Source organism: Allohoeflea poritis, from assembly GCF_027889715.1.
Lineage (GTDB): Bacteria > Pseudomonadota > Alphaproteobacteria > Rhizobiales > Rhizobiaceae > Hoeflea_A > Hoeflea_A poritis.
On record NZ_JAPJZH010000011.1, the window covers coordinates 42,349 to 64,249 of the forward strand.

The 21,901-nt window shown below is 62.2% G+C and carries 15 protein-coding genes; 12 read left to right on the forward strand and 3 right to left on the reverse strand.

Going from position 1 to position 21,901, the window contains the following annotated elements; all coding sequences use genetic code 11:
* The first annotated feature begins 44 nt into the window (after positions 1 to 44).
* From OOZ53_RS17250 to OOZ53_RS17295, 10 genes are all read left to right on the forward strand, one after another.
* Positions 45 to 1,217, forward strand: coding sequence for an aminodeoxychorismate synthase component I (locus tag OOZ53_RS17250; protein WP_271090925.1), 1,173 nt, complete (start codon positions 45 to 47; stop codon positions 1,215 to 1,217).
* Positions 1,214 to 1,846: an aminotransferase class IV family protein gene (locus tag OOZ53_RS17255; RefSeq protein ID WP_271090926.1), complete on the forward strand. Its 633-nt coding sequence runs from the start codon at positions 1,214 to 1,216 to the stop codon at positions 1,844 to 1,846. Before OOZ53_RS17250 ends, OOZ53_RS17255 begins: the two co-directional genes overlap by 4 nt.
* A 96-nt stretch (positions 1,847 to 1,942) precedes the next feature.
* Positions 1,943 to 3,388, forward strand: coding sequence for a homospermidine synthase (locus tag OOZ53_RS17260; protein WP_271091079.1), 1,446 nt, complete (start codon positions 1,943 to 1,945; stop codon positions 3,386 to 3,388).
* Between the two features lie 147 nt (positions 3,389 to 3,535).
* Positions 3,536 to 3,898 carry an outer membrane lipoprotein Omp10 gene (omp10, locus tag OOZ53_RS17265; protein ID WP_271091080.1) on the forward strand — a complete coding sequence of 121 codons (363 nt, stop codon included), beginning with the start codon at positions 3,536 to 3,538 and terminating at the stop codon, positions 3,896 to 3,898.
* Positions 3,899 to 3,994: 96 nt separating this feature from the next.
* Positions 3,995 to 5,248 carry a phenylacetate--CoA ligase family protein gene (locus OOZ53_RS17270; protein ID WP_271090927.1) on the forward strand — a complete coding sequence of 418 codons (1,254 nt, stop codon included), beginning with the start codon at positions 3,995 to 3,997 and terminating at the stop codon, positions 5,246 to 5,248.
* A 162-nt stretch (positions 5,249 to 5,410) separates the two neighbouring features.
* Positions 5,411 to 7,255: a 5'-nucleotidase C-terminal domain-containing protein gene (locus OOZ53_RS17275; RefSeq protein WP_271090928.1), complete on the forward strand. Its 1,845-nt coding sequence runs from the start codon at positions 5,411 to 5,413 to the stop codon at positions 7,253 to 7,255.
* 175 nt (positions 7,256 to 7,430) lie between these two features.
* Positions 7,431 to 8,489: a ferrochelatase gene (gene hemH, locus OOZ53_RS17280; protein ID WP_271090929.1), complete on the forward strand. Its 1,059-nt coding sequence runs from the start codon at positions 7,431 to 7,433 to the stop codon at positions 8,487 to 8,489.
* Between the two features lie 159 nt (positions 8,490 to 8,648).
* Complete coding sequence (locus tag OOZ53_RS17285) at positions 8,649 to 9,644, forward strand: SPFH domain-containing protein (protein ID WP_271090930.1); 996 nt, start codon at positions 8,649 to 8,651, stop codon at positions 9,642 to 9,644.
* Positions 9,641 to 10,096: an NfeD family protein gene (locus OOZ53_RS17290; protein WP_271090931.1), complete on the forward strand. Its 456-nt coding sequence runs from the start codon at positions 9,641 to 9,643 to the stop codon at positions 10,094 to 10,096. The genes OOZ53_RS17285 and OOZ53_RS17290 overlap by 4 nt, the downstream gene beginning before the upstream one ends.
* 177 nt (positions 10,097 to 10,273) lie before the next feature.
* Positions 10,274 to 11,683 (forward strand): outer membrane beta-barrel protein, encoded by a 1,410-nt coding sequence (locus OOZ53_RS17295; RefSeq protein WP_271090932.1) that lies wholly within the window; start codon positions 10,274 to 10,276, stop codon positions 11,681 to 11,683.
* An 8-nt stretch (positions 11,684 to 11,691) separates the two neighbouring features.
* On the opposite strand, the gene galU is transcribed toward OOZ53_RS17295, so the two are convergent.
* Positions 11,692 to 12,579: a UTP--glucose-1-phosphate uridylyltransferase GalU gene (gene galU / locus OOZ53_RS17300; RefSeq protein WP_271091081.1), complete on the reverse strand. Its 888-nt coding sequence runs from the start codon at positions 12,577 to 12,579 to the stop codon at positions 11,692 to 11,694.
* A gap of 211 nt (positions 12,580 to 12,790) precedes the next feature.
* Between galU and OOZ53_RS17305 the strand changes: the two genes are divergently transcribed.
* Together OOZ53_RS17305 and OOZ53_RS17310 are read left to right on the forward strand one after the other, a co-directional pair.
* Complete coding sequence (locus OOZ53_RS17305; RefSeq protein ID WP_425499173.1) at positions 12,791 to 14,032, forward strand: lytic murein transglycosylase; 1,242 nt, start codon at positions 12,791 to 12,793, stop codon at positions 14,030 to 14,032.
* Positions 14,033 to 14,044: 12 nt separating this feature from the next.
* Positions 14,045 to 15,265: an SGNH/GDSL hydrolase family protein gene (locus OOZ53_RS17310; RefSeq protein WP_271090933.1), complete on the forward strand. Its 1,221-nt coding sequence runs from the start codon at positions 14,045 to 14,047 to the stop codon at positions 15,263 to 15,265.
* A 7-nt stretch (positions 15,266 to 15,272) separates the two neighbouring features.
* Here the strand turns inward: OOZ53_RS17310 and OOZ53_RS17315 are convergent, their stop codons facing one another.
* Together OOZ53_RS17315 and gltB are read right to left on the reverse strand one after the other, a co-directional pair.
* Positions 15,273 to 16,727, reverse strand: coding sequence for a glutamate synthase subunit beta (locus OOZ53_RS17315; RefSeq protein ID WP_271090934.1), 1,455 nt, complete (start codon positions 16,725 to 16,727; stop codon positions 15,273 to 15,275).
* Positions 16,728 to 16,772: 45 nt separating this feature from the next.
* Positions 16,773 to 21,494, reverse strand: a complete 4,722-nt coding sequence (gltB, locus tag OOZ53_RS17320) for a glutamate synthase large subunit (RefSeq protein ID WP_271090935.1) — start codon at positions 21,492 to 21,494, stop codon at positions 16,773 to 16,775.
* Between the last annotated feature and the right edge of the window lie 407 nt (positions 21,495 to 21,901).

Below are 21,901 nucleotides of genomic sequence, written 5' to 3' on the forward strand. Positions count from 1 at the left end.
GCGACGCCACAGGAAAGCGGCCCAGGAAAAAGTCCTCCAGAGCGATGCACGACCAGTTCGTCCTCTTCCGGAACGATTTCACCGGAGAGAATCTGTTTTTCTCCGATGCGCTGTATATGGTCACGGCGTGGTCCATGGACGAGGTCGAACCGGCGCTCGCCGAGCTGCAGGACGCCCGGCAGCGCGGCCTCTGGTCGGCCGGCTACATATCCTACGAGGCCGGCATTGCCCTTGAACCGGCGCTCAGAAATCGGCTTGCACCAAGGAAAGGGCAGCGCGCCTGCCCGCTGCTGAGCTTCGGCATATTCAAGGAACCCAAACCGCCGCAGGCCGCCCGGGAACTGCTGCAACGCGGTGACAACGCCGCCGTTCTGGCGCGGCCCCGCCCCCGCTGGCAATTCGATGCTTATCGCGCCCGCTTCGATCGCCTGCGCGCGCATCTGCATGCCGGGGACTGTTTTCAGGCGAATCTGACATTCGAGATCGCCGCGCACTATGCGTCCGGTTCCGTGCCCTTGTTCAACACGCTTCGCGCCCGGCAGGCCGTTGCCCATGGCGCCCTGGTCCGGCTCGACGGGCCGGAGATCGTTTCACGCTCGCCGGAACTCTTCTTCCGGGTCGGACGTGACCGCCGGATCGAGAGCAAGCCGATGAAAGGCACCGCGCCCCGCGGCCGGACACCCGAGGAAGACCGGTATTTCAAGCATCAGCTCGAAAACGATCCCAAATGCCGAAGTGAAAATCTGATGATCGTCGACCTTTTGCGCAATGATCTTTCGAGAATCTGTGCTGCCGGCAGCGTCGACGTTCCGCAGCTCTATCACGTCGAGAGCTTCGCCACGGTTCACCAGATGGTCAGCCGAGTGCGCGGCCGGCTGCATCCCGATATCGCCATTGCCGATATCTTCCGCGCCATCTTCCCCTGCGGATCGATCACCGGCGCCCCGAAGATCCGCGCCATGGAGATCATCCACGAACTGGAGGACACGGACCGCAACGCCTATTGCGGCTCGATCGGCTGGGTCTCGCCGGGCGGTCCCATGGAATTCAACGTGGCGATCCGCACCATCAGCCTCTACCCCGATGGCGAAGCGGTGTTCAATGTCGGCGGCGGCATTATCTTCGATTCCAACGCCCGGTCCGAATATGAGGAATGCCTGGTCAAGGCGCGCTATGCGCTGAGCGAAGAGGCCTTGCTGGCGGGAGAACCGACGTGACCGGGCCCGGGCTCATCGAGACGATGCGCCGGCGCTCGGGCGGCAAAGTCGACCGGCTGCCGCTGCATCTTGAGCGCCTTCAAGGATCGGCCGCCGCGCTGGGGATTCCTTGCGACCGGCAAGAACTGACAGCGGCAATCGAAAGCCTGCCTTCAAGCGATCATGAACAACGCCTTCGCCTCGAACTCACGCCGGATGGCGGCCTTCATGTCGAGACCCACCCCTGCCCGGCATCGGATCCCGACAAGATCTGGAGACTGGCTGTTGCCAGGACACGCCTTGATTCCACCGAGCCGCTGCTGCGGCACAAGACCACGTTCCGGAACATCTATGTCCGCGCGAGGCGGGAATTTCCGACGGCCGAAATCGACGAAATATTGCTGCGCAACGAGCGCGACGAACTGTGCGAGGGCACCATCACCAGCCTGTTCCTGCAGATGCGGGAAAACGAGCCGCTGCTGACGCCGGCGCTCGACTGCGGCCTGCTGCGCGGCGTGCTGCGCCAGGAACTGCTCGACGCCGGGAAGGCACGGGAGGCGGTCCTGACACTGGCCGATCTTCGCGCGGCCGACCGAATCTATGTCGGCAATTCGCTCCGCGGCCTGATGCCCGCAGCCCTGCGCGCATGACCGTCCTCGCCTTTTGCCACTTCCATCGCCCGCACGTTTGTGCTTAGAGCGGCGACAATAACAGGGCGCTGGGATTTATTGTTGAAAGGAACCAAAATGGCCAATGCCGATTATCCAGTCTACGGCAAGATCGACGGCCCGATCGTCATGATCGGCTTCGGCTCCATCGGCCGCGGAACGCTGCCGCTGATCGAGCGCCATTTCGACTATGACAAGAGCCGGATGGTCGTCATTGACCCGCGCGACGACGATGCCGATCTGATGCGCGAGCACGGCGTGCGTCACGTTCAGGAGGCGCTCACGCCCGATAATTACCGCGACCTGCTCGGCACCCTGTTGACCGAGGGCGAGGGCCAGGGCTTCTGCGTCAATCTTTCAGTCGACACCTCGTCCCTGGAACTGATGACGTTCTGCCGGGAAATCGGCGTTCCCTATATCGACACGGTGGTCGAGCCGTGGCTGGGCTTCTATTTCGACGACTCGCTCGACAATGCCGCGCGGACCAACTACGCGCTACGCGAAACGGTGCGCCGTGAGAAGCGCGCCAGCCCCGGCGGCACCACCGCCGTTTCCTGCTGCGGCGCAAATCCGGGCATGGTCTCATGGTTCGTCAAGCAGGCGCTCGTCAACCTGGCGAACGACTTGGGTCTCGAATTCCAGCCCCCCGGCCAGGGCGACCGCGAAGGCTGGGCCGCGCTCATGCAAAGGGTCGGCGTCAAGGGCATACACATTGCCGAGCGCGACACGCAACGCGCCAAAAAGCCGAAGCCGCTCGACGTCTTCTGGAACACCTGGTCAGCGGAAGGCTTCATATCCGAGGGTCTGCAGCCTTCCGAACTCGGCTGGGGAACGCATGAGAAGTGGAAGCCGGGCAATGCCCACAGCCATCCCGACGGCTGTCAGGCGGCAATTTATCTGGACCAGCCAGGCGCCAATACCCGCGTGCGCACCTGGTGCCCGACGCCGGGGCCGCAATACGGCTTCCTGGTCACCCACAATGAATCCATTTCCATCGCCGATTTCTTCACGCTGAAAGATGAAAACGGCAATGTCGTCTTCAGGCCGACCTGCCATTACGCCTACCATCCAGCCAACGATGCCGTGCTGTCGCTGCACGAGATGTTCGGCAATGGCGGCAAGCAGCAGCCGGAGCTGCACGTGCTCGACGAGCATGAACTGGTCGACGGGATCGACGAACTTGGCGTGCTTCTCTACGGCCACGGCAAGAACGCCTACTGGTACGGCTCGCGCCTGTCGGTCGAGGAGACCCGGGAACTTGCGCCCTATCAGAACGCCACCGGGTTGCAGGTCACGTCGGCCGTCCTTGCCGGCATGGTCTGGGCACTGGAAAATCCGAATGCGGGCATCGTCGAAACCGACGAGATGGACTTCCGCCGCTGCCTTGAGGTCCAGCTGCCTTATCTCGGCCCCGTCGAGGGACACTACACCGACTGGACCCCGCTCACGGACCGGCCGGGCCTGTTTCCAGAGGATCTCGATGAATCCGATCCGTGGCAATTCCGCAACGTGCTTGTTCATTAATCCGCGTTGAGATTCCTGTCCCATTTCCTTCATGTTGCAGGAATAGGCTGGCCGATGGTATCAGTGTTACCGACTTGGATCGGACAAGGGGACATGTCCGAACCGGCTATCCCGCCACCGGTCCAACCAAGCAACGCGGAGGCGAATATGCGGCAATGGATCAGGCTCGCGACACTTGCAGCGATGGCGGCGGGGTTGGCGGCCTGCCAATCCGGTTACGGGCCCGGATACGGAGGAGATCCGAATTCGATCGAGGGGCTATGGCTGGATCCGAACGGCATTCAGTCGAGTTTCTCGGCCGGGCGGTTCGAAACCAGGACCACCGATACCAATACGCTGCTGGCGACCGGCAAATATACCTACATCAATCCACGGCTGGTGCAGGTTGATATCCGGTCGCTGGTGCGCAACACCAATGCGCGGGTCAACTGTTCGCTCGTGTCGCCGACCAGGCTCAACTGCACGTCAAATGAAGGCGGTCAGTTCTCGTTGCAGCGCCGGCTCGGATAAACAACAAAGACCGGCACAATGTCCGGTGCTGCGGCGGGCTCCAGCGGGTTCCGCCCGGCACCTGTTTGATTGAAATGAAGTAAGGATGAGTACACTGTGACCGCTTATTTTGACGACCTGGAAACACGCGACCCGCAACAGCGGGAAGCCGAACTGTTTGCGGCCCTTCCGGAATTCCTTGCAAAGGCCATGGGCAAGGCCGAAGGCCTGCGCAGCTGGCTCGGCGACATCGATCCGATGAAAATCAACAATCGCGAGGCGCTGGCAACACTTCCGGTTCTGCGCAAACCCGAGCTGATGGAATTGCAGGCCGCCAACCCGCCCTTCGGCGGCCTGGCCGATCCCGATGCGCTCACCGGCAACCACGTCTTCATGTCGCCCGGCCCCGTCTGGGAGCCGCAGGGTTTCGGCGCCGATCCCTGGCAGTCGGCACGCGGTCTCTTTGCCGCCGGCATCCGTTCCGGCGACATCATCCACAATACTTTTTCCTATCACATGACGCCCGGCGCATTCGTCCTCGACGAGGGCGCGCGGGCGCTCGGCTGCCTCGTTTTTCCGGCCGGTGTCGGCAATACGGAAGCCCAGATCGAGGCCGCTTCGTCGCTCAAGCCGTCCGCCTACACAGGAACGCCCGACTATCTGAAGGTGTTGCTCGACAAGGCCGAGGAGGCAGGCTGCGACATCTCATCCATCAAGCGGGCCATGGTTTCCGGCGGGGCTCTGTTTCCCTCGCTGCGCGAGGAGTATCGCGAGCGCGGCATCAAGGTGATGCAGTCCTACGCGACCGCGGACGTCGGCATCATCGCCTATGAGAGCGCCGACAAGGATGGCAATCCGCATCCGGGCATGATCCTCAACGAGAACATGATCGTCGAGATCGTCCGGCCCGGCACCGGCGATCCGGTGACCGACGGGGAAGTCGGCGAGATCGTCGTCACCTCCCTTAACCCGGCCTATCCGCTGATCCGGTTCGGCACCGGCGATATGACGGCCGTTATGGACGGCCGCTCTCCGTGCGGGCGCACGGGCATCCGCATCAAGGGATGGATGGGTCGCGCCGATCAGCGCACCAAGGTCAAGGGCATGTTCGTCGATCCAAAGCAGATCGCCGCCCTGGTCCAGCGGCACGGAGACGTCGCCCGGGCGCGCCTCGTCGTCGCCCGCAACGGCGATCAGGACGCGATGACGCTGCATGTGGAGCCCTCCGCGGGCGCGACGCCGGACGCGCAGGCTCTGGCCGCCACGCTTGCCGATATCACCAAGCTCAAAGGCGATGTGGTTGTGGCCGAGCAAGGCAGCCTGCCGAACGACGGCAAGGTCATTGCCGACGAGCGCAACTACGACGCATAGCCACGAAACCGCCGCACGAACGGTCCGCTACGGGTTGCGGCGCAACCTTTATGGTGGGACGATGAACCTCCGCAACGGTCGGCGCAATGCAGGGCATTGCCCAAGCGGGACGCGACCGGATCTGGCGGGCTTTCGCGTGCCGCATCAGTCATGGAGCTTAGAATGCGAAAATTCCTGCAACGCATGACAGTCACACTTGCCGCGCTGGCGGCATCGACGGCCATTGCATTGGCCGATTTCGAGCTGAACGTGCTGCATTTCAACGACTTCCACAGCCGCATCCAGCCGATCAACAAATATGATTCGACCTGCTCGGCCGAGGACGAGACCGACGGCAAGTGCTTCGGCGGCGTCGCCCGGCTGAAGACAGCCATCGACGCGCGCCGCAACGCGCTGAACAACGTCCTCGTCCTGTCGGCGGGCGACAATTTCCAGGGGTCCGTGTTCTACTCGGTCTACAAGGGCAAGGCCGAAGCCGAGTTCCTCGATCTTCTTGGTCTGGATGCCAATGTTCTGGGAAATCATGAATTCGACGATGGCGACGAGGCGCTCGCCTCGTTTCTCGACAACACCAATTTCCCGACCATCTACGGCAACGCGCTGATCGGCGCCAACAGCCCGCTGGCCGGCAAGATGGTCGAGCATGTCATCAAGGAGTTCGGCGACGTGAAGGTCGGCATTGTCGGCGCGGTGACCACCGACACGGTCGAAACGTCGTCGCCGAGCGAGGCCGTGCTCTTCATGGACCCGGTGCTGTACCTCAATGACGCCGTCAAGGCGGTCCGTGCCGCGGGGGCCACGAAAGTGATCGCCCTCACCCATGTCGGCATCGAAGAAGACAAGAAGATCGCCGCGCAGGTTGACGGGATCGACCTCATCGTCGGTGGCCATTCCAACACGCTGCTGTCGAACACCGCCGACAAGGCCGAGGGGCCCTATCCGTTGATGCTGACGGGTCCGTCCGGCAAGCAGGTGGCAATGGTTTCGGCCTATGCCTATTCGAAATATCTCGGCGAGGTGAAAATCGTCTTCGACGATGACGGCAACATCAAGAGCGCCTCGGGCGAGCCGATCCTGCTCGATTCAAGCTTCAAGCCGAACGAGGCCATGGTGGCCCGCATTTCCGAACTCGCCAAACCGATCGAGGAGGAGATGAAGCGGGTTATCGCGGTCGCGGCGGCGCCGATCGACGGCAATCGCGCAAGCTGCCGGGCCAGGGAATGCGAGATGGGCAATCTGGTGACCGATGCCATGCTGGACCGTGTTTCCGGCCAGGGCATTTCCATCGCCATCCAGAACGGCGGCGGATTGCGCGCCTCGATCGATGCCGGCGATATCACCGCCGGCGAGGTACTGACCGTCCTTCCGTTCCAGAACACCCTGGCGACCTTCAAACTGATCGGATCGGATGTCGTTGCGGCACTGGAAAACGGCGTCAGCCAGGTTGAAGAGGGCGCCGGGCGCTTTCCGCAGGTGGCCGGCCTGAAATACAGTTTCGACCTGTCACTGCCGCCGGGCAGCCGCACGTCGAATGTCATGGTCGAGGACAACGGCCAGTACAAGCCGATCGATCTCAACGCCACTTACGGGATCGTTTCCAACAACTTCATGCGCGCCGGCGGCGACGGCTACAAGGTTTTCGCCACCAAGGGCACCGATGCCTATGACTACGGCCCGGGCCTGGAAGACGTGGTGTCGGCCTACCTGACGCAGAAATCACCCTACCAGCCCTATGTTGGCGACCGCATCACCGAGGTCACGCCCAATCAGAAGTCGGCGACCAAGGACGACGGCACCGTCACCGAGGAGGTGAAGGCCTTGCAGACCACGGCAAGCGAGACCGGCAAGCATGTGGTCGAAACGGGTGACAATCTTTGGAAACTGGCCGAGAAGTATCTCGGCGATCCGTTCCGATGGGGCGATATCGCCAAGGCCAATCCCGATCAGGATCCGCACAAGCTGGACGTCGGCCAGCAGCTCAACATCCCGGCCAAGCAGAACCAGTAGGCAAGACCGCTATCCTGAGCAAGGCGCGCTCCCTCTCAGGGGGCGCACCTTGTCTTCAATGACGGCCGTCAGAAAGGCACGCATACCGCAAAGCCGGGCACAGTGTTGCATCGATTGTGCTTGAAAAAACCCTGCTGCCACATATGTTCCGGTCAAACATTTGAACGGATCAAACATGAAACACGCCGACAGCACCGATCTGAAAACCGTGGCCTCCCCCCTGCCCTCCGGCCATCCGGGTGTCGCCTTCGGCAAGGTCGGCGTCCTGCTCGTCAATCTGGGTACGCCCGACGGTACGGACTACACCTCGATGCGGCGCTATCTGCGCGAGTTCCTGACCGACAAGCGGGTGATCGAATGGCCGCGCGCGCTCTGGTATCCGATCCTCTTCGGCATCGTGCTCAATACGCGGCCCGGAAAGGTCGGCAAGGCCTATGAGAGCATCTGGAACAAGGAACTGGACGAAAGTTATCTGCGCACCTATACGCGCAACCAGTCCGACCGGTTGGCCGAAACATTCGCTGCACACCCCGATGTCGTTGTCGACTGGGCGATGCGCTACGGCCAGCCGTCGATTCCGGACCGCCTGACTGCCCTGAAAGAAGCCGGATGCGAACGCATCCTGCTGTTCCCGCTCTATCCGCAATATGCCGCCAGCACCACGGCAACGGTCAATGACAAGGCCTTCGAGACGCTGATGGCGATGCGCTGGCAGCCGGCGCTGCGCACCGTGCCGCCCTATCATGACGATCCAGCCTATATCGGGGCGATCGCCGATTCGATCACCAGCCACCTGTCCACGCTGGACTGGGAACCGGAACTGGTCGTCGCATCCTTCCATGGCATACCGCAATCCTATTTCAAGAACGGCGATCCCTATCACTGCCATTGCATGAAGACGGCGCGCCTCGTGCGCGAACGGCTGGGCTGGGACGATGGCAAGCTGATGACCACATTCCAGTCCCGCTTCGGCCCTGAGGAGTGGCTGCAGCCCTATACGGATGAAACGGTCGAGAAACTGGCCAAGGACGGCGTCAAGCGTCTTGCCGTCATCAATCCGGGCTTTGTTTCCGACTGTCTGGAAACGCTTGAGGAGATTGCCGGCGAAGCCGGCGAAATCTTCCACGAGAATGGCGGCGAGCAATTCACCCACATTCCCTGCCTCAACGACGGGCCCGCAGGCATGGCGGTCATCGAAACTGTCGTGCGGCGCGAATTGCAGGGCTGGCTGTAAACGGGCCCCGTTTTCGCACGGCAATCCACACGCAAACCGCGACATGTTTGCAACTTTTCCGGCTTACACCCATTTTAGGTCCGGGGGCCGGGGACATGCGAACTGATTCGCCTTCGTTCCAGTTTGCCCGGATCGGCGGATTACAACGGGAGACAAAATATGCCTTTCAGCGGATTCGACATTGCGGTTCTCGTCTTTGTCGTTCTTGTCGTTCTTGTCCTCTTTGCCGGAATCAAGACGATACCCCAGGGTTTCAACTACACGGTCGAAAGGTTCGGCCGCTATACGAAGACGCTCGAACCGGGCCTCAATCTCATCATCCCCTTTGTCGACCGCGTCGGCGCGCGCATGAACATGATGGAGCAGGTTCTCGACGTGCCGACCCAGGAAGTGATCACCAAGGACAACGCGTCGGTGGCCGCCGATGCCGTTGCCTTCTACCAGGTCCTCAACGCACCGCAGGCGGCTTACCAGGTCAACAATCTGGAAACGGCGCTCCTCAACCTGACCATGACGAATATCCGTTCGGTCATGGGTTCGATGGATCTCGACGAGCTCCTGTCCAACCGCGACGCCATCAATGACCGGCTGCTGCGCGTTGTCGACGAGGCCGCAAGCCCCTGGGGAATCAAGATCACCCGCGTCGAGATCAAGGACATCAACCCGCCCAACGATCTTGTCGACGCGATGGCCCGTCAGATGAAGGCCGAGCGCGACAAGCGCGCCGAGGTGCTTGAGGCCGAAGGCTCGCGAAACGCCCAGATCCTGCGCGCCGAGGGCGCGAAGCAGGCAGCCATCCTGGAAGCCGAAGGCACACGCGAGGCGGCATTCCGCGAAGCCGAGGCCCGTGAGCGACTGGCCGAGGCCGAAGCCAAGGCGACCAAGGTGGTTTCGGACGCCATTGCCGTCGGCGATGTCCAGGCCATCAACTACTTCGTCGCCCAGAAATACACCGAGGCGATCCAGTCGATCGGAACCGCCCGCAACCAGAAGATCGTGCTGATGCCCATGGAGGCCTCGTCGCTGATCGGCTCGCTCGGCGGCATCGGCGCAATCGCCAAGGAGGTCTTCGGCGAAGGCGGTCAGCCGGCCTCCGGCTCGACACAACGGCGCGGCTCCGTTCCATCGGCCGGCTTCCGGGATGACGAGACATGATCCAGCGCATCGTCCTCGAGCTCGGTCCCTGGAGCTGGTGGGTCCTGGGTCTTGTTCTTTTGGCCGCCGAGATCCTCATGCCGGGCGTGTTCCTGATCTGGATCGGCATCGCCGCGATCATTGTCGGCTGCCTTTCGCTGCTGTTCTGGTCCGATCCGTTCTGGGTCTGGCAGGTGCAGATCCTCGTCTTCGCGGTGCTGGCCGTGGCGGCGGCGATTGTCGGGCGGCGCATCATGGCCCGCAGCGGCAAGTCCGACGAGCCATTGCTCAACAAGCGCGGCGCCAGTCTTGTCGGCCGCACCGCGACACTGTCCGAGCCGATCAGCGAAGGCCGGGGTCGCATCCGCATCGATGACACCACCTGGGTGGTGAACGGCCCGGACCTGCCCATCGGCACACAGGTGCGCGTCGTCGAAAGCACCGGACGGGAGCTGAGGGTCGAGGCCGCCTGAGCCTCGTTTCACGCGCCCCATTCGCGCAGGCGCGTAAAGGAAGCCTTAACCACGACGCTTTACGGTTTGACAAGATTTCAAACCGGTTCAGGCCACCCGCCCATGGCGTCGCGTAAACGCATTGTCACAACATTCGGGTTTTCTGCATCCCCGCCGCGGGCGGGGTTGTTTCTTCTGGTGACCGCCGCATGCCTGGCGCACCCTGACGCGGCGCGCACCCAGACGATCAGCAACGAAGATCTCCTGCTGCGCGGCATCACCGATGACGACGGTCTCAGCAGCACAGAGCGCCGGCGGCTGTTTCGCGCCGCCGAGCGCATTGTCGAGGATCCGGAAGAAGACGAGGCTGTTGAGGAACCGCCGCTGATTATCGAGCCCATCGAACCCGTGCAGGATGGCGACACCATCAATCCCCGCACCGAACCTGTTGCCACGCAGGTGAACCGGCTCGACGATCCCGATCCTTTCGCGCCGGTCGGCATTCGTGTCGGCACCTTCGTGATGCGCCCGTCGGTGACCCAGCAGATCGCCTATGAGCACGAGACGGACGGAACGGCGACCGTATCGCGGACCTACAGCCGGACGGTGCTCGATACGGAGATCGAATCCGACTGGTCACGGCATCAACTGATCATCGGCGCCGAGCAGGTGATCGACAAGACGATCAGCGGCGCCGGATCGGAAGACCCGCAAACCACGGTCAATGCGGATCTGCGGCTCGATATCTCCTCGACCACCACAGCCAATCTCAGCTTCGACTACCAGTTCGGCCGCGAGAACCAGACCGACGCCAACGCCATAACGGACGCCATCGCCCAGGCGGAAGTCCACACGTTCGATGCCTCCGCTTCGCTCACCCACCTGTTCGGCACCTGGCGTGGCACCGCCACCATCGATGGCGGACGCACCACCTTTGGCAGCGCCGAACTGTCGGGCGGCACATTCGAATCGCTATCCGACCGCGATGAAAACAACTACACCGTCACGCTGCGCGCCGGCCTGGAGACAGGATCCGCTCACCGCCCGTTCATCGAGGGCGATTTTGGCCAGATCATCTATGACGACACGCTGGATTCCTCTGGGTTCGACCGCTCGTCGCGCACCTATGGGCTGAGGGCGGGCGTCGCCACGGATTTCGGCGAAAAGCTGACCGGCGAAATCGCCGTCGGTTATGCCCAGCGCGATATCGACGACAGCCGGCTTGAGCCGATCAAGGCGTTCACGGTTGACGGTTTCGCGACCTGGTCGCCACGGCGTGGCACCGATGTGCTGATGGGGCTGTCCACCGCCCTCGAGGACTCCACGACCGCGGATGAATCCGGTTCCGTCTATTATGCCGCGACCGCCGAGGTGACGCACAGGCTGCGCACCACCGTCGAGGTCAGTGCCAGCGGATTCATCGGCTGGCGGGACTATGTCGGCACGACGCCCAACCAGATCCTGGCGGGCGCCGGCGCCGGCATGACATGGTGGCTCAACCGCTATTTCGCAATCGATGGCGGCGTCACCTATCAGCGGACCTTCAATGACGGCGGCACCGAAGAGGACGATCTTTTCGTCGGCGTCGGCGTCAAGATGCAGCGCTAACGCAGCTTTTAAAGCGAATCGACCATGCGCCGCAGGTCGTCCGCGACCTTGTCGCGGATATCGTCGCGCGTCAGGGCAAAAGACACATTGGCCTTGATGAAGCCTTCCTTGGAACCGCAATCGAACGTGTTTCCACGGAAACGGTAAGCCGAAAAGCTCTGCTGCTCGGCGAGTTTCAACATCGCGTCGGTGATCTGGATTTCGTTTCCGGCACCTCTTTCCTGGGTCTCGAGGATGCTGAAGATTTCGGGCTGAAGGATATAGCGGCCGTTGATGAAATAATTGGAGGGCGCCGTTCCAGGCGTCGGCTTTTCGACCATCGCATTGATGCGGAATCCGTCCTCGCCGATATCCTCGCCGACGCCGACAATGCCATAGCGATGGGTCTCCTCATCCGGGACCTCCTCGACCGAGATGACGTTGCCGCCCACCTGGCCGTAAAGGTCGACCATGCCGGCAAGGCATCCGCGCGTGTCCTGCATCACCATATCGGGCAACAGCAGTGCGAAAGGCTCGTCGCCGACCAGTTCGCGCGCGCACCACACGGCATGGCCGAGGCCGAGCGGCTCCTGCTGGCGCGTAAAGCTCGTCTGGCCTGGCTTCGGCTGCAGCGCCTGAAGGTTGTTCAATTCGTCCGTTTTGCCGCGACTCCGCAGCGTATCGTAAAGCTCCACCTGGATGTCGAAATGGTCTTCGATGACAGCCTTGTTGCGTCCGGTGACGAAGATGAAATGCTCGATGCCGGCGGCGCGCGCCTCGTCGACGACATATTGGATGACCGGCTTGTCGACGACGGTCAGCATCTCTTTCGGGATCGCCTTGGTCGCCGGCAGAAACCGCGTGCCGAGACCGGCCACCGGAAAGACCGCTTTTCTGACCTTGCCCTGCTGCGTCATGGAATTGTGCCTTTCCTGTTCGCCTTGCCGCCGCGTGTCGCGGATATCAGCCGGACCGGCAGTGTGCACACGGACCGTCGACATGCGCATCCTTATGGTTAAGAGATTATTGATGCGTCAACGCTATTTTGGCCAGACAGTGTTGAAAACCGTCCCGAGGCGGCCATTTTTATGCCTTGGCACACAGCTAGAGTTGTCAGCGATGTCTGAAATGACAGCAAATATTCTTCTTTCCCGCGCCGCAAAGGCCGGCATGACGGCTTTTTTGACCGCGATGCTCGTTTGCGTGGCGATTCTGGTTCAGATGCCGCAGGCATCGGCCGACGCCGGTTTCCGCAAGTGGATAAACGATTTCTACCCGGTCGCAGCCAAGTCCGGCATCAAGAAGTCGACCTATCAGAAAGCCTTCCGGGGTGTACGCGAGCCCGATCCCGACGTGCTGCGCAAGGCGCGCCACCAGCCGGAGTTCAAGGAAAGCGCGTGGAGCTATATCGATACACGCGTCCACTTCACCACGATCCAGACCGGCCAGGAAATGGCCAAGCGATACGACCGGGTGCTGACGGAGATCGAACGGCGCTACGGCGTGCACCGCTCGGTCGTCCTGGCCATATGGTCGGTCGAATCGAGCTACGGCAACGTCTTCAACTATCCCGACCGGCTGCACTATGTGCCAAGAGCGCTGGCAACGCTTGCCTATGCCGACCGCCGGCGCGCCAAATTTGCCCGCCAGCAGCTGATCGCGGCGCTGAAAATCCTGCAATCGGGCAAGATCACCCGCAACCAGCTCAATGGCTCCTGGGCCGGCGCGATGGGCCATACCCAGTTCATTCCGACAAGTTATCTCGCCTTTGCCGTCGATCATGATGGCGACGGGCGCAAGGATATCTGGAATTCGGTTCCCGACGCGCTGGCGACAGCAGCGAACCTGTTGAAAAAGAACGGCTGGAAAACGGGCAAGACCTGGGGATACGAGGTGCGCGCGCCACGCGGCGCCTCGAAGTACAAGGGCAAGTCGAAAACGCTGGCGCAATGGGCCAGGCTCGGTTTCAAGCGCCCGAACGGAAAGGGCTTTCCGCGCCCCGGCGAAAAGGCTGTGCTCAAAATGCCGGCCGGCGCCAATGGCCCGGCCTTCCTGATGCTGCGCAACTTCTTCATGATCAAGCGCTACAACAATTCCGACAGCTATGCCCTGGCCGTCGGCCTGCTGGCCGACAGGATCGCAGGCTATGGCGGCGTGCAGCAGAAATGGCCGAGGCCCAAAGGTGTCCTGTCCATGGACGAGCGGCGCGAAATCCAGGTTCATCTCAAGACCCTGGGCTATTATCGCGGCGAAATCGACGGCAATATCGGTTCCGGCTCCCAGTTAGCCATAAAAACCTTCCAGTCGCGTTCCGGCTTGACGCCGGATGGTGTTCCGTCGCAAAAACTACTGAACACACTCAGGCGGTGACAGGAGACCATCTTGGTCACATGGATGAACCGGCACGTGCCGCACCTGATCGTGCTGCCGTTTTTGGCCGCTTTCGCGATGGCGATTTCGGTCATGGTTTCCGCTACGCCGGCCTTTGCCCAGAAATATGAGCGCCGCTCGGTGATCGACCGCCTGTTCGGCCCGCGCAAGATCCGGCCGGAAAAGACCAACAGGCAGCGGCCGCGCGCGACCATAAAGCGCAAGAATTCCCAAAGCCGCCGCACCCCGAAGAAACGCAAGAAATCAACGACAAGCGTGAGCACGGTCCAGAAGCTGGAGAATGCGCGCAAGATCCTTGTGGTCGGCGACTTCATGGCCAAGTCGCTGTCGGAAGGCCTGCAGACGGCCTTCACGCAGGCGCCGGGCGTTGCGGTGGTGCGCAAGACCAACGGCTCGTCCGGCCTGGTTCGCGACGACTACTACAACTGGAACCGGAAACTGCCCGGCTTTCTGGACGAAGTCCAGCCATCGCTCGTCATCGTCATGATCGGCTCGAACGACCGCCAGCAGATGAGGCAGGGGCGCAAGCGCATCGCCGTGCGATCCGAAGAGTGGGTGAGCGAATATACCGAGCGCGTCGACCTCATGGCCCGTGCCGTGCGCGCCCGCAACATACCGCTGATCTGGGTCGGGGCGCCACCCTACAAATCCTCGTCCATGTCGACGGATATTCTCGCCTTCAACAACATCTACAAGACCGTCGTCGAGGACATCAACGGCCAATATATCGACATCTGGGACGGTTTCGTCGATGCGGACGGCAAGTTCGTCTATACCGGTTCCGACATTATCGGCCAGCAGGTGCGGTTGCGCACGTCCGACGGCATACGCATGACCAAGGCCGGACGCCGCAAGCTGGCATTCTATGTCGAAAAGTCCGTACGCCGCCTCCTCGGCAACGATGCCAGCGAGGGCGTTGCCAAGCTGACCGATGAAAACCTGCCGGAGCTTCTCGTGCTGCATCCGGATACCGGATCGGCCATTGTGCGCACCAGCCCGATCAGCATGGACGATCCGGGACTCGACGGCTCGGACCAGCTTCTCGGCGCCACCGAGCCGCGCACCTCGCTGACCCGCACGCCGCGCGACGACCTGCTGTTTGACGGCAAGATCAGCACGCCGCCGCCGGGCCGGGCCGACTATTTTGTCTGGCCACGCAAGCAGGACAAGACACAGCTTGATGGAGCAACGGCGCGAGCGCCGCAGGGTTAGAACAGGGCTATCTCGGCAGGTCTGTCGAGCCCATCAACTGCTTGTCGACATCATGGGCCGCCTGCCGGCCTTCGCGGATTGCCCAGACAACCAGCGACTGACCGCGGCGCACATCGCCGGCCGCCCACAGGCCCTCGACGGAAGTCCGGTAATCGTCCTCATTGGCGCGCACATTCGTCGAGCTGCGACCGTCCACGTCAATGTCCAGCCTGTCGCCCAGATCCTTCAGAACGCCATTCTCGAACGGCCCGCGGAAGCCGATCGCGATAAAGGCGAGATCGGCCTTGATGATGAACTCCGTTCCGGCAACCGGCTGCCGTTTCTCGTCGACCTGACAGCATTTGACGCCGGCCAGAACGCCGCTTTCGCCTACGAATTCGAGGGTGCCGACCTGGAATTCACGCACGGCACCCTCGGCCTGCGAGGACGATGTCCGCATTTTTGTCGCCCAGTAGGGCCAGACCGCCATCTTGTCTTCGCGCACCGGCGGTTGCGGCCGAATGTCGAGCTGCGTGACCTTGACCGCGCCCTGCCGGAAGGCCGTGCCGATACAGTCGGACGCGGTATCGCCGCCGCCCACGACAACCACATGCCTGCCGCTGGCGAGAATCGGCTCGGACGGCCAGCCGACGGATTCGACCGCCTCACCCGCGACACGCTTGTTCTGCTGGACGAGATAGGGCATCGCGTCATGCACACCGACGAATTCGACGCCCGGAATTCCGGCATCGCGCGGCTTTTCCGAACCGCCGCAATAGATCACCGCATCATGCGCATCGCGCAATTCGTCCACCGTCTTGTCGACGCCGACATGCACATTGTAGTGGAAGGTCACGCCCTCGCCTTCCATCTGCTCGACGCGCCTGTCGATGAAGTGCTTTTCCATCTTGAAGTCCGGAATGCCGTAGCGCATCAGCCCGCCGGCCCGGCTCTCGCGCTCATAGACATGGACATCATGCCCGGCGCGACCCAACTGCTGCGCCGCCGCCATGCCGGCAGGCCCCGAACCGATGACGCCGACGGATTTGCCGGTCTTTCTTTCCGGCGGCTGCGGCACGACATAGCCCATTTCGTAAGCCTTGTCCGCCAGAGCCTGCTCGACCGTCTTGATGGCGACGGGAATGTCTTCAAGGTTGAGCGTGCACGCTTCCTCGCAGGGCGCGGGACAGATCCGTCCGGTGAACTCCGGAAAATTATTCGTCGAATGGAGGTTGCGGATCGCCTCTTCCCAATTGTCATTGTAGACGAGGTCGTTCCAGTCCGGGATCTGGTTGTGGATCGGGCAACCGGTCGGGCCATGGCAGAACGGGATGCCGCAATCCATGCAGCGGGCCGCCTGTTTGACGACCTCCGAATCCGACATCGGGATAGTGAATTCCTTGAAATGCCGCACCCGGTCGGACGCGGGCTGATATTTCGCGACCTGACGGTCGATCTCCAGAAATCCCGTAACCTTACCCATACTCGTTCCTATTCTCTAAACCCGTCGCCACGCCACCGGTGCAGCCTATTCGGCGGCAACGCCCATGCGCATGCGTTCCATTTCCTCAAGCGCACGCCGGTATTCGACCGGCATGACCTTGCGGAACTTCGGACGGAAATCAGCCCAGTTTTCGAGGATATCTCGGCCGCGCTCCGACCCGGTGTAGTGCACATGGTTGGAGATCAGCTGGAACAGCCGCTCCTCGTCATGGCGGGTCATGTCGCCCGATACATCGACCCGGCCCTTGTGCGCCAGGTCGCCGCCGTGGTGATGCAGCTCTTCCAGGATGTCGTCCTCTTCCGGAACCGGTTCGAGTTCCACCATCGCCATGTTGCAGCGCCGCGCGAAATCGCCGGCCTCGTCAAGCACATAGGCAACACCCCCCGACATGCCGGCGGCAAAGTTGCGGCCTGTCTGCCCGATGACGACGACAATGCCGCCGGTCATATATTCGCAGCCATGGTCGCCAACGCCTTCGACAACGGCGATCGCCCCGGAATTGCGGACGGCGAAACGTTCGCCGGCAACGCCGCGGAAATAGCACTCGCCCTCGACCGCGCCATAGAGCACGGTGTTGCCGACGATAATCGATTCCTCCGGCACGATATTGCTCTCGGACGGCGGGCGCACGATGATCCGGCCACCGCAAAGGCCCTTGCCGACATAGTCATTGCCGTCGCCGACGAGATCGAAGGTGATGCCGCGCGACAGGAACGCGCCGAAGGACTGGCCGGCGGTCCCGTGCAGCTTCACGGCGATCGTGTCGTCCGCCAGCCCCTTGTGGCCGTAGCGCTTTGCCACCTCGCCCGACAGCATCGCACCGGTGGAGCGATCGACATTGCGGATCTCCGTCTTGATCGAAACCGGCGTCTTGTCGTCCAGCGCCGGCGCCGCCTCGGCGATCAGCTTGCGGTCGAGAATATCGTCGATCGGATGATCCTGCCGCTGCGTCCAGTAGGTCTCCTCCTTGGCCGCCTCGGGCTTGTGGAACATGTTGGAGAAGTCCAGCCCCTTGGCCTTCCAGTGGCTGATCATCGTGTCTTTCTCCAGAAGATCGGACTGGCCGATGATATCATTCAGCTTGCGGAAGCCCATTTGCGCCAGCAATTCGCGCACCTCTTCGGCCACGAAGAAGAAATAGTTGATGACGTGCTCGGGCGTTCCCTTGAAACGCTGGCGGAGCACCGGATCCTGCGTGGCGATGCCCACCGGGCAGGTGTTGAGATGGCATTTGCGCATCATCAGGCAGCCGGCCGCGATCAGCGGTGCTGTCGAGAAACCGAACTCGTCGGCGCCAAGCAGCGCGCCGATGACCACATCGCGCCCGGTGCGCAGGCCGCCATCGACCTGCAGCGGCACGCGCGAGCGCAGGCCGTTCAGCACCAGCGTCTGGTGCGTTTCCGCTAGCCCCATTTCCCAGGGCGAGCCGGCATGTTTGAGCGAGGTAAGCGGCGATGCGCCCGTGCCGCCGTCATAGCCGGCAATGGTGATGTGATCGGCACGCGCCTTGGCGACACCCGCTGCGACCGTTCCAACGCCGACCTCGGAGACCAGCTTGACCGAGATGTCGGCATCGCTGTTGACGTTCTTCAGATCGTAGATGAGCTGCGCCAGATCCTCGATCGAATAGATGTCATGGTGCGGCGGCGGCGAGATCAGGCCGACACCGGGCGTCGAATGGCGGGTCTTGGCGATCGTCGCATCGACCTTGTGGCCGGGCAACTGTCCGCCCTCGCCGGGCTTGGCGCCCTGCGCGACCTTAATCTGGATCATGTCCGAATTGACGAGATACTCCGTCGTCACGCCGAACCGGCCCGACGCCACCTGCTTGATCGCCGAGCGCTCGGGGTTCATCGACCCGTCGAGCATCGGCGCATAGCGGTCCGGCTCCTCGCCGCCCTCGCCCGTATTGGACTTGCCGCCGATGCGGTTCATGGCGATTGCCAGCGTCGTGTGCGCCTCGCGGCTGATCGAGCCGAAGGACATGGCGCCGGTCGAAAAGCGCCGCACGATTTCCGCCGCCGGCTCGACTTCGTCAAGCGGCACCGGCTCGCGCTCGTCCTCTTCAGCGTTGATAATCCTGAAGAGGCCGCGGATCGTGTTCAGACCTTCCGCGTGCTCGTTCACCATGCGGGCAAACTCACGATACTGGTCCTGCGCATTGCCGCGCACCGCGTGCTGCAGAAGCGCCACGGAATCGGGCGACCAGACATGGTTCTCGCCGCGCATGCGGTAAAGATATTCACCGCCCACATCGAGCGCAGTGCGCAACACCGGATCGTTGCCGAAGGCGAGCGCATGACGGGCATGCGTCTCGATGGCGATCTCGTCGAGGCCGATGCCCTCGATCGTCGTCGCCGTGCCGAAGAAATACTTGTTGACGAATTCCGTCGACAGGCCGACCGCATCGAAGATCTGCGCGCCGCAATAGGACTGGTAGGTGGAGATGCCCATCTTGGACATCACCTTCAAGAGACCCTTGTCGATGGCCTTGATGTAGCGGTGAACCACTTCATAGGGATCGACCGCCGCCGGGAACTCGCCATTCTTGTGCATGTCCGCGAGTGTGTCGAAGGCGAGATAAGGGTTGATCGCCTCGGCTCCGTAACCGGCCAGCACCGCGAAATGATGCACCTCGCGCGGCTCGCCCGACTCGACCACCAGACCCACCGAGGTGCGCAGCCCCTTGCGGATGAGATGATGATGGACGGCGGCCGTCGCCAGCAGCGCCGGGATCGCGATACGCTCGGCCGAAAGGTGCCGGTCGGACAGGATGATGATGTTGTAGCCGTCGATCACGGCCCGCTCGGCCCGCGAGCAGACCTGCCGCAACACCTCTTCCAGATGGTCGGCGCCCCGGCTCTCCCGGTAGGTGATGTCCAGCGTCTTGGTCTGGAACTGGTTGTCGGAAATGTCGCCGATGGCGCGGATCTTCTCCAGGTCCTCATTGGTGAGGATCGGCTGGCGCACCTCGAGCCGGCGCTGCTCGGCAAGGCCTTCGAGATCGAAGAGATTGGGCCGGGGACCGATGAACGAGACAAGGCTCATCACCGATTCCTCACGGATCGGATCGATCGGCGGGTTGGTTACCTGCGCGAAATTCTGCTTGAAATAGGTATAGAGCAGCTTGGACTTGTCCGACATCGCCGAAATCGGCGTATCGGTGCCCATGGAGCCAAGCGCCTCCTGGCCGGTGGTCGCCATCGGCGCCATCAGGATCTTCAGGTCCTCCTGGCTGTAGCCGAAGGCCTGCTGCTGATCCAGCAGCGATGCGCTGGACCGGCTGGTCGAATGTCCGGAAACCGGCATGTCCTCGAGCACGATCTGCGTGCGGTCGAGCCACTCCTGATAGGGGTGGGCGTTGGCCAGTTCGACCTTGATCTGCGCATCGGAGATGATCGCGCCCTCTTCCATGTCGATCAGCAGCATCTTGCCGGGCTGCAGCCGCCACTTGCGCACGATCTTTTCTTCCGCGACCGGCAATACGCCGGCCTCCGACGCCATGATGATCCGGTCGTCGTCGGTCACGATATAGCGGGCCGGACGCAGGCCGTTGCGGTCCAGCGTCGCGCCGATCTGCCGCCCATCGGTAAACGCAACCGCGGCCGGGCCGTCCCACGGCTCCATCAGCGCCGCGTGATATTCGTAGAACGCCTTGCGGTCGTCGTGCATCAGCTTGTTGCCGGCCCAGGCCTCCGGGATCAGCATCATCACCGCATGCGGCAGCGAATAGCCGCCCTGAACCAGGAATTCGAGCGCATTGTCGAAACAGGCGGTGTCGGACTGGCCCTCATAGGAGATCGGCCAAAGCTTGTTGATGTCGTCGCCGAACAGCGGCGAGGAAACGGATGCCTGGCGCGCCGCCATCCAGTTGACATTGCCGCGCAGCGTGTTGATCTCGCCATTATGGGCGACCATCCGGTAGGGGTGTGCCAGCTTCCACGACGGGAAAGTGTTCGTGGAGAAACGCTGGTGGACAAGTGCCACGGCCGAGCGGAACCGCTCGTCCTTCAGGTCCTTGTAGTAGGCGCCCACCTGATAGGCCAGGAACATGCCCTTGTAGACGATGGTCCTGGCGGAAAGCGACACGACATAAAAGCCGTTGTCGCGCCCGTCCGTCTCCTCGAAAATGCGGTTGGAGATCACCTTGCGCAGAATGAACAGGCGGCGTTCGAAGTCGTCGTCGCTCTCGGTGCCGCTGCCGCGACCGATGAAGACCTGGCGATGAAACGGCTCGGTGGCGACGATATCGGGTGCCTTGGACAGCGAGGAATTGTCGACCGGCACATCGCGGTAGCCGAGCAGCACCTGGCCCTCGGCCTCGACCACCTCCTCGATGATCTCCTCGATATGCGCGCGCAGCTCCGCGTCATGGGGCATGAACAGGTAACCGACGGCATACTGTCCCATCTCGGGCAGCGCCACGTCCTGCCTGGCCATTTCCTCGACAAAAAGATCATGCGGAATCTGCACCAGCATGCCGGCACCGTCGCCCATCAGCGGGTCGGCACCGACCGCGCCGCGATGCGTCAGGTTCTCCAGCATGAACAGGCCGTCCTCAATGATCTGGTGCGACCGCTCGCCGCGCATATGGGCGACAAACCCGACACCGCAGGCGTCGTGCTCATTGCGCGGATCATAGAGTCCCTGTTTCTCCGGAAGGCCGGACATACGGGCACGTTTCACCGCCAGAGCCTGCGTATCACCGCACGAAGCTGCTGCCTGTGATGGCGTTTTTTCCGTCATCCGTGTTCCTCCTGTCATGGCCGTCGGAAACCTTTGCGGTTTCTTGGGGCGACCTGATCATCCGTGCCGGTTATATACAATCCGGTACAGTTTTATCACGCGGCAAATTCAAGCGATTAGCCGTTTTCGCCATTCTTCGGCCCGATCAGCTCCGGCCTCGGAATGTCGTCCGCACCGGCCGGTCGAAATTTCATCAGAAAATTCCGTCGCTTGGCCTGCGCGATAATGCGGATATGCGAACCCGGACCGGGCGCCCATCCCTTTGCGGCCGTCGGTGCAGCCGGGCGGATACCAAAGCCGGTCGTCGGCCCTGAACATCCAATTAGGACAGCCATACTGTCCTATTTTTAACCCTGTATGCCAGAAACGGGCACGGGGGGCAAGATGGCGGGGCCATTTTTGTGAGC

Coding starts and splice junctions, on each gene's coding strand:
- OOZ53_RS17250 (WP_271090925.1), top strand. CDS start 45: ATGCACGACCAGTTCGTCCTCTTCCGGAACGATTTCACCGGAGAGAAT.
- OOZ53_RS17260 (WP_271091079.1), top strand. CDS start 1,943: ATGGCCAATGCCGATTATCCAGTCTACGGCAAGATCGACGGCCCGATC.
- omp10 (WP_271091080.1), top strand. CDS start 3,536: ATGCGGCAATGGATCAGGCTCGCGACACTTGCAGCGATGGCGGCGGGG.
- OOZ53_RS17275 (WP_271090928.1), top strand. CDS start 5,411: ATGCGAAAATTCCTGCAACGCATGACAGTCACACTTGCCGCGCTGGCG.
- hemH (WP_271090929.1), top strand. CDS start 7,431: ATGAAACACGCCGACAGCACCGATCTGAAAACCGTGGCCTCCCCCCTG.
- OOZ53_RS17285 (WP_271090930.1), top strand. CDS start 8,649: ATGCCTTTCAGCGGATTCGACATTGCGGTTCTCGTCTTTGTCGTTCTT.
- OOZ53_RS17290 (WP_271090931.1), top strand. CDS start 9,641: ATGATCCAGCGCATCGTCCTCGAGCTCGGTCCCTGGAGCTGGTGGGTC.
- galU (WP_271091081.1), bottom strand. CDS start 12,579: ATGACGCAGCAGGGCAAGGTCAGAAAAGCGGTCTTTCCGGTGGCCGGT.
- OOZ53_RS17305 (WP_425499173.1), top strand. CDS start 12,791: ATGACAGCAAATATTCTTCTTTCCCGCGCCGCAAAGGCCGGCATGACG.
- OOZ53_RS17315 (WP_271090934.1), bottom strand. CDS start 16,727: ATGGGTAAGGTTACGGGATTTCTGGAGATCGACCGTCAGGTCGCGAAA.
- gltB (WP_271090935.1), bottom strand. CDS start 21,494: ATGACGGAAAAAACGCCATCACAGGCAGCAGCTTCGTGCGGTGATACG.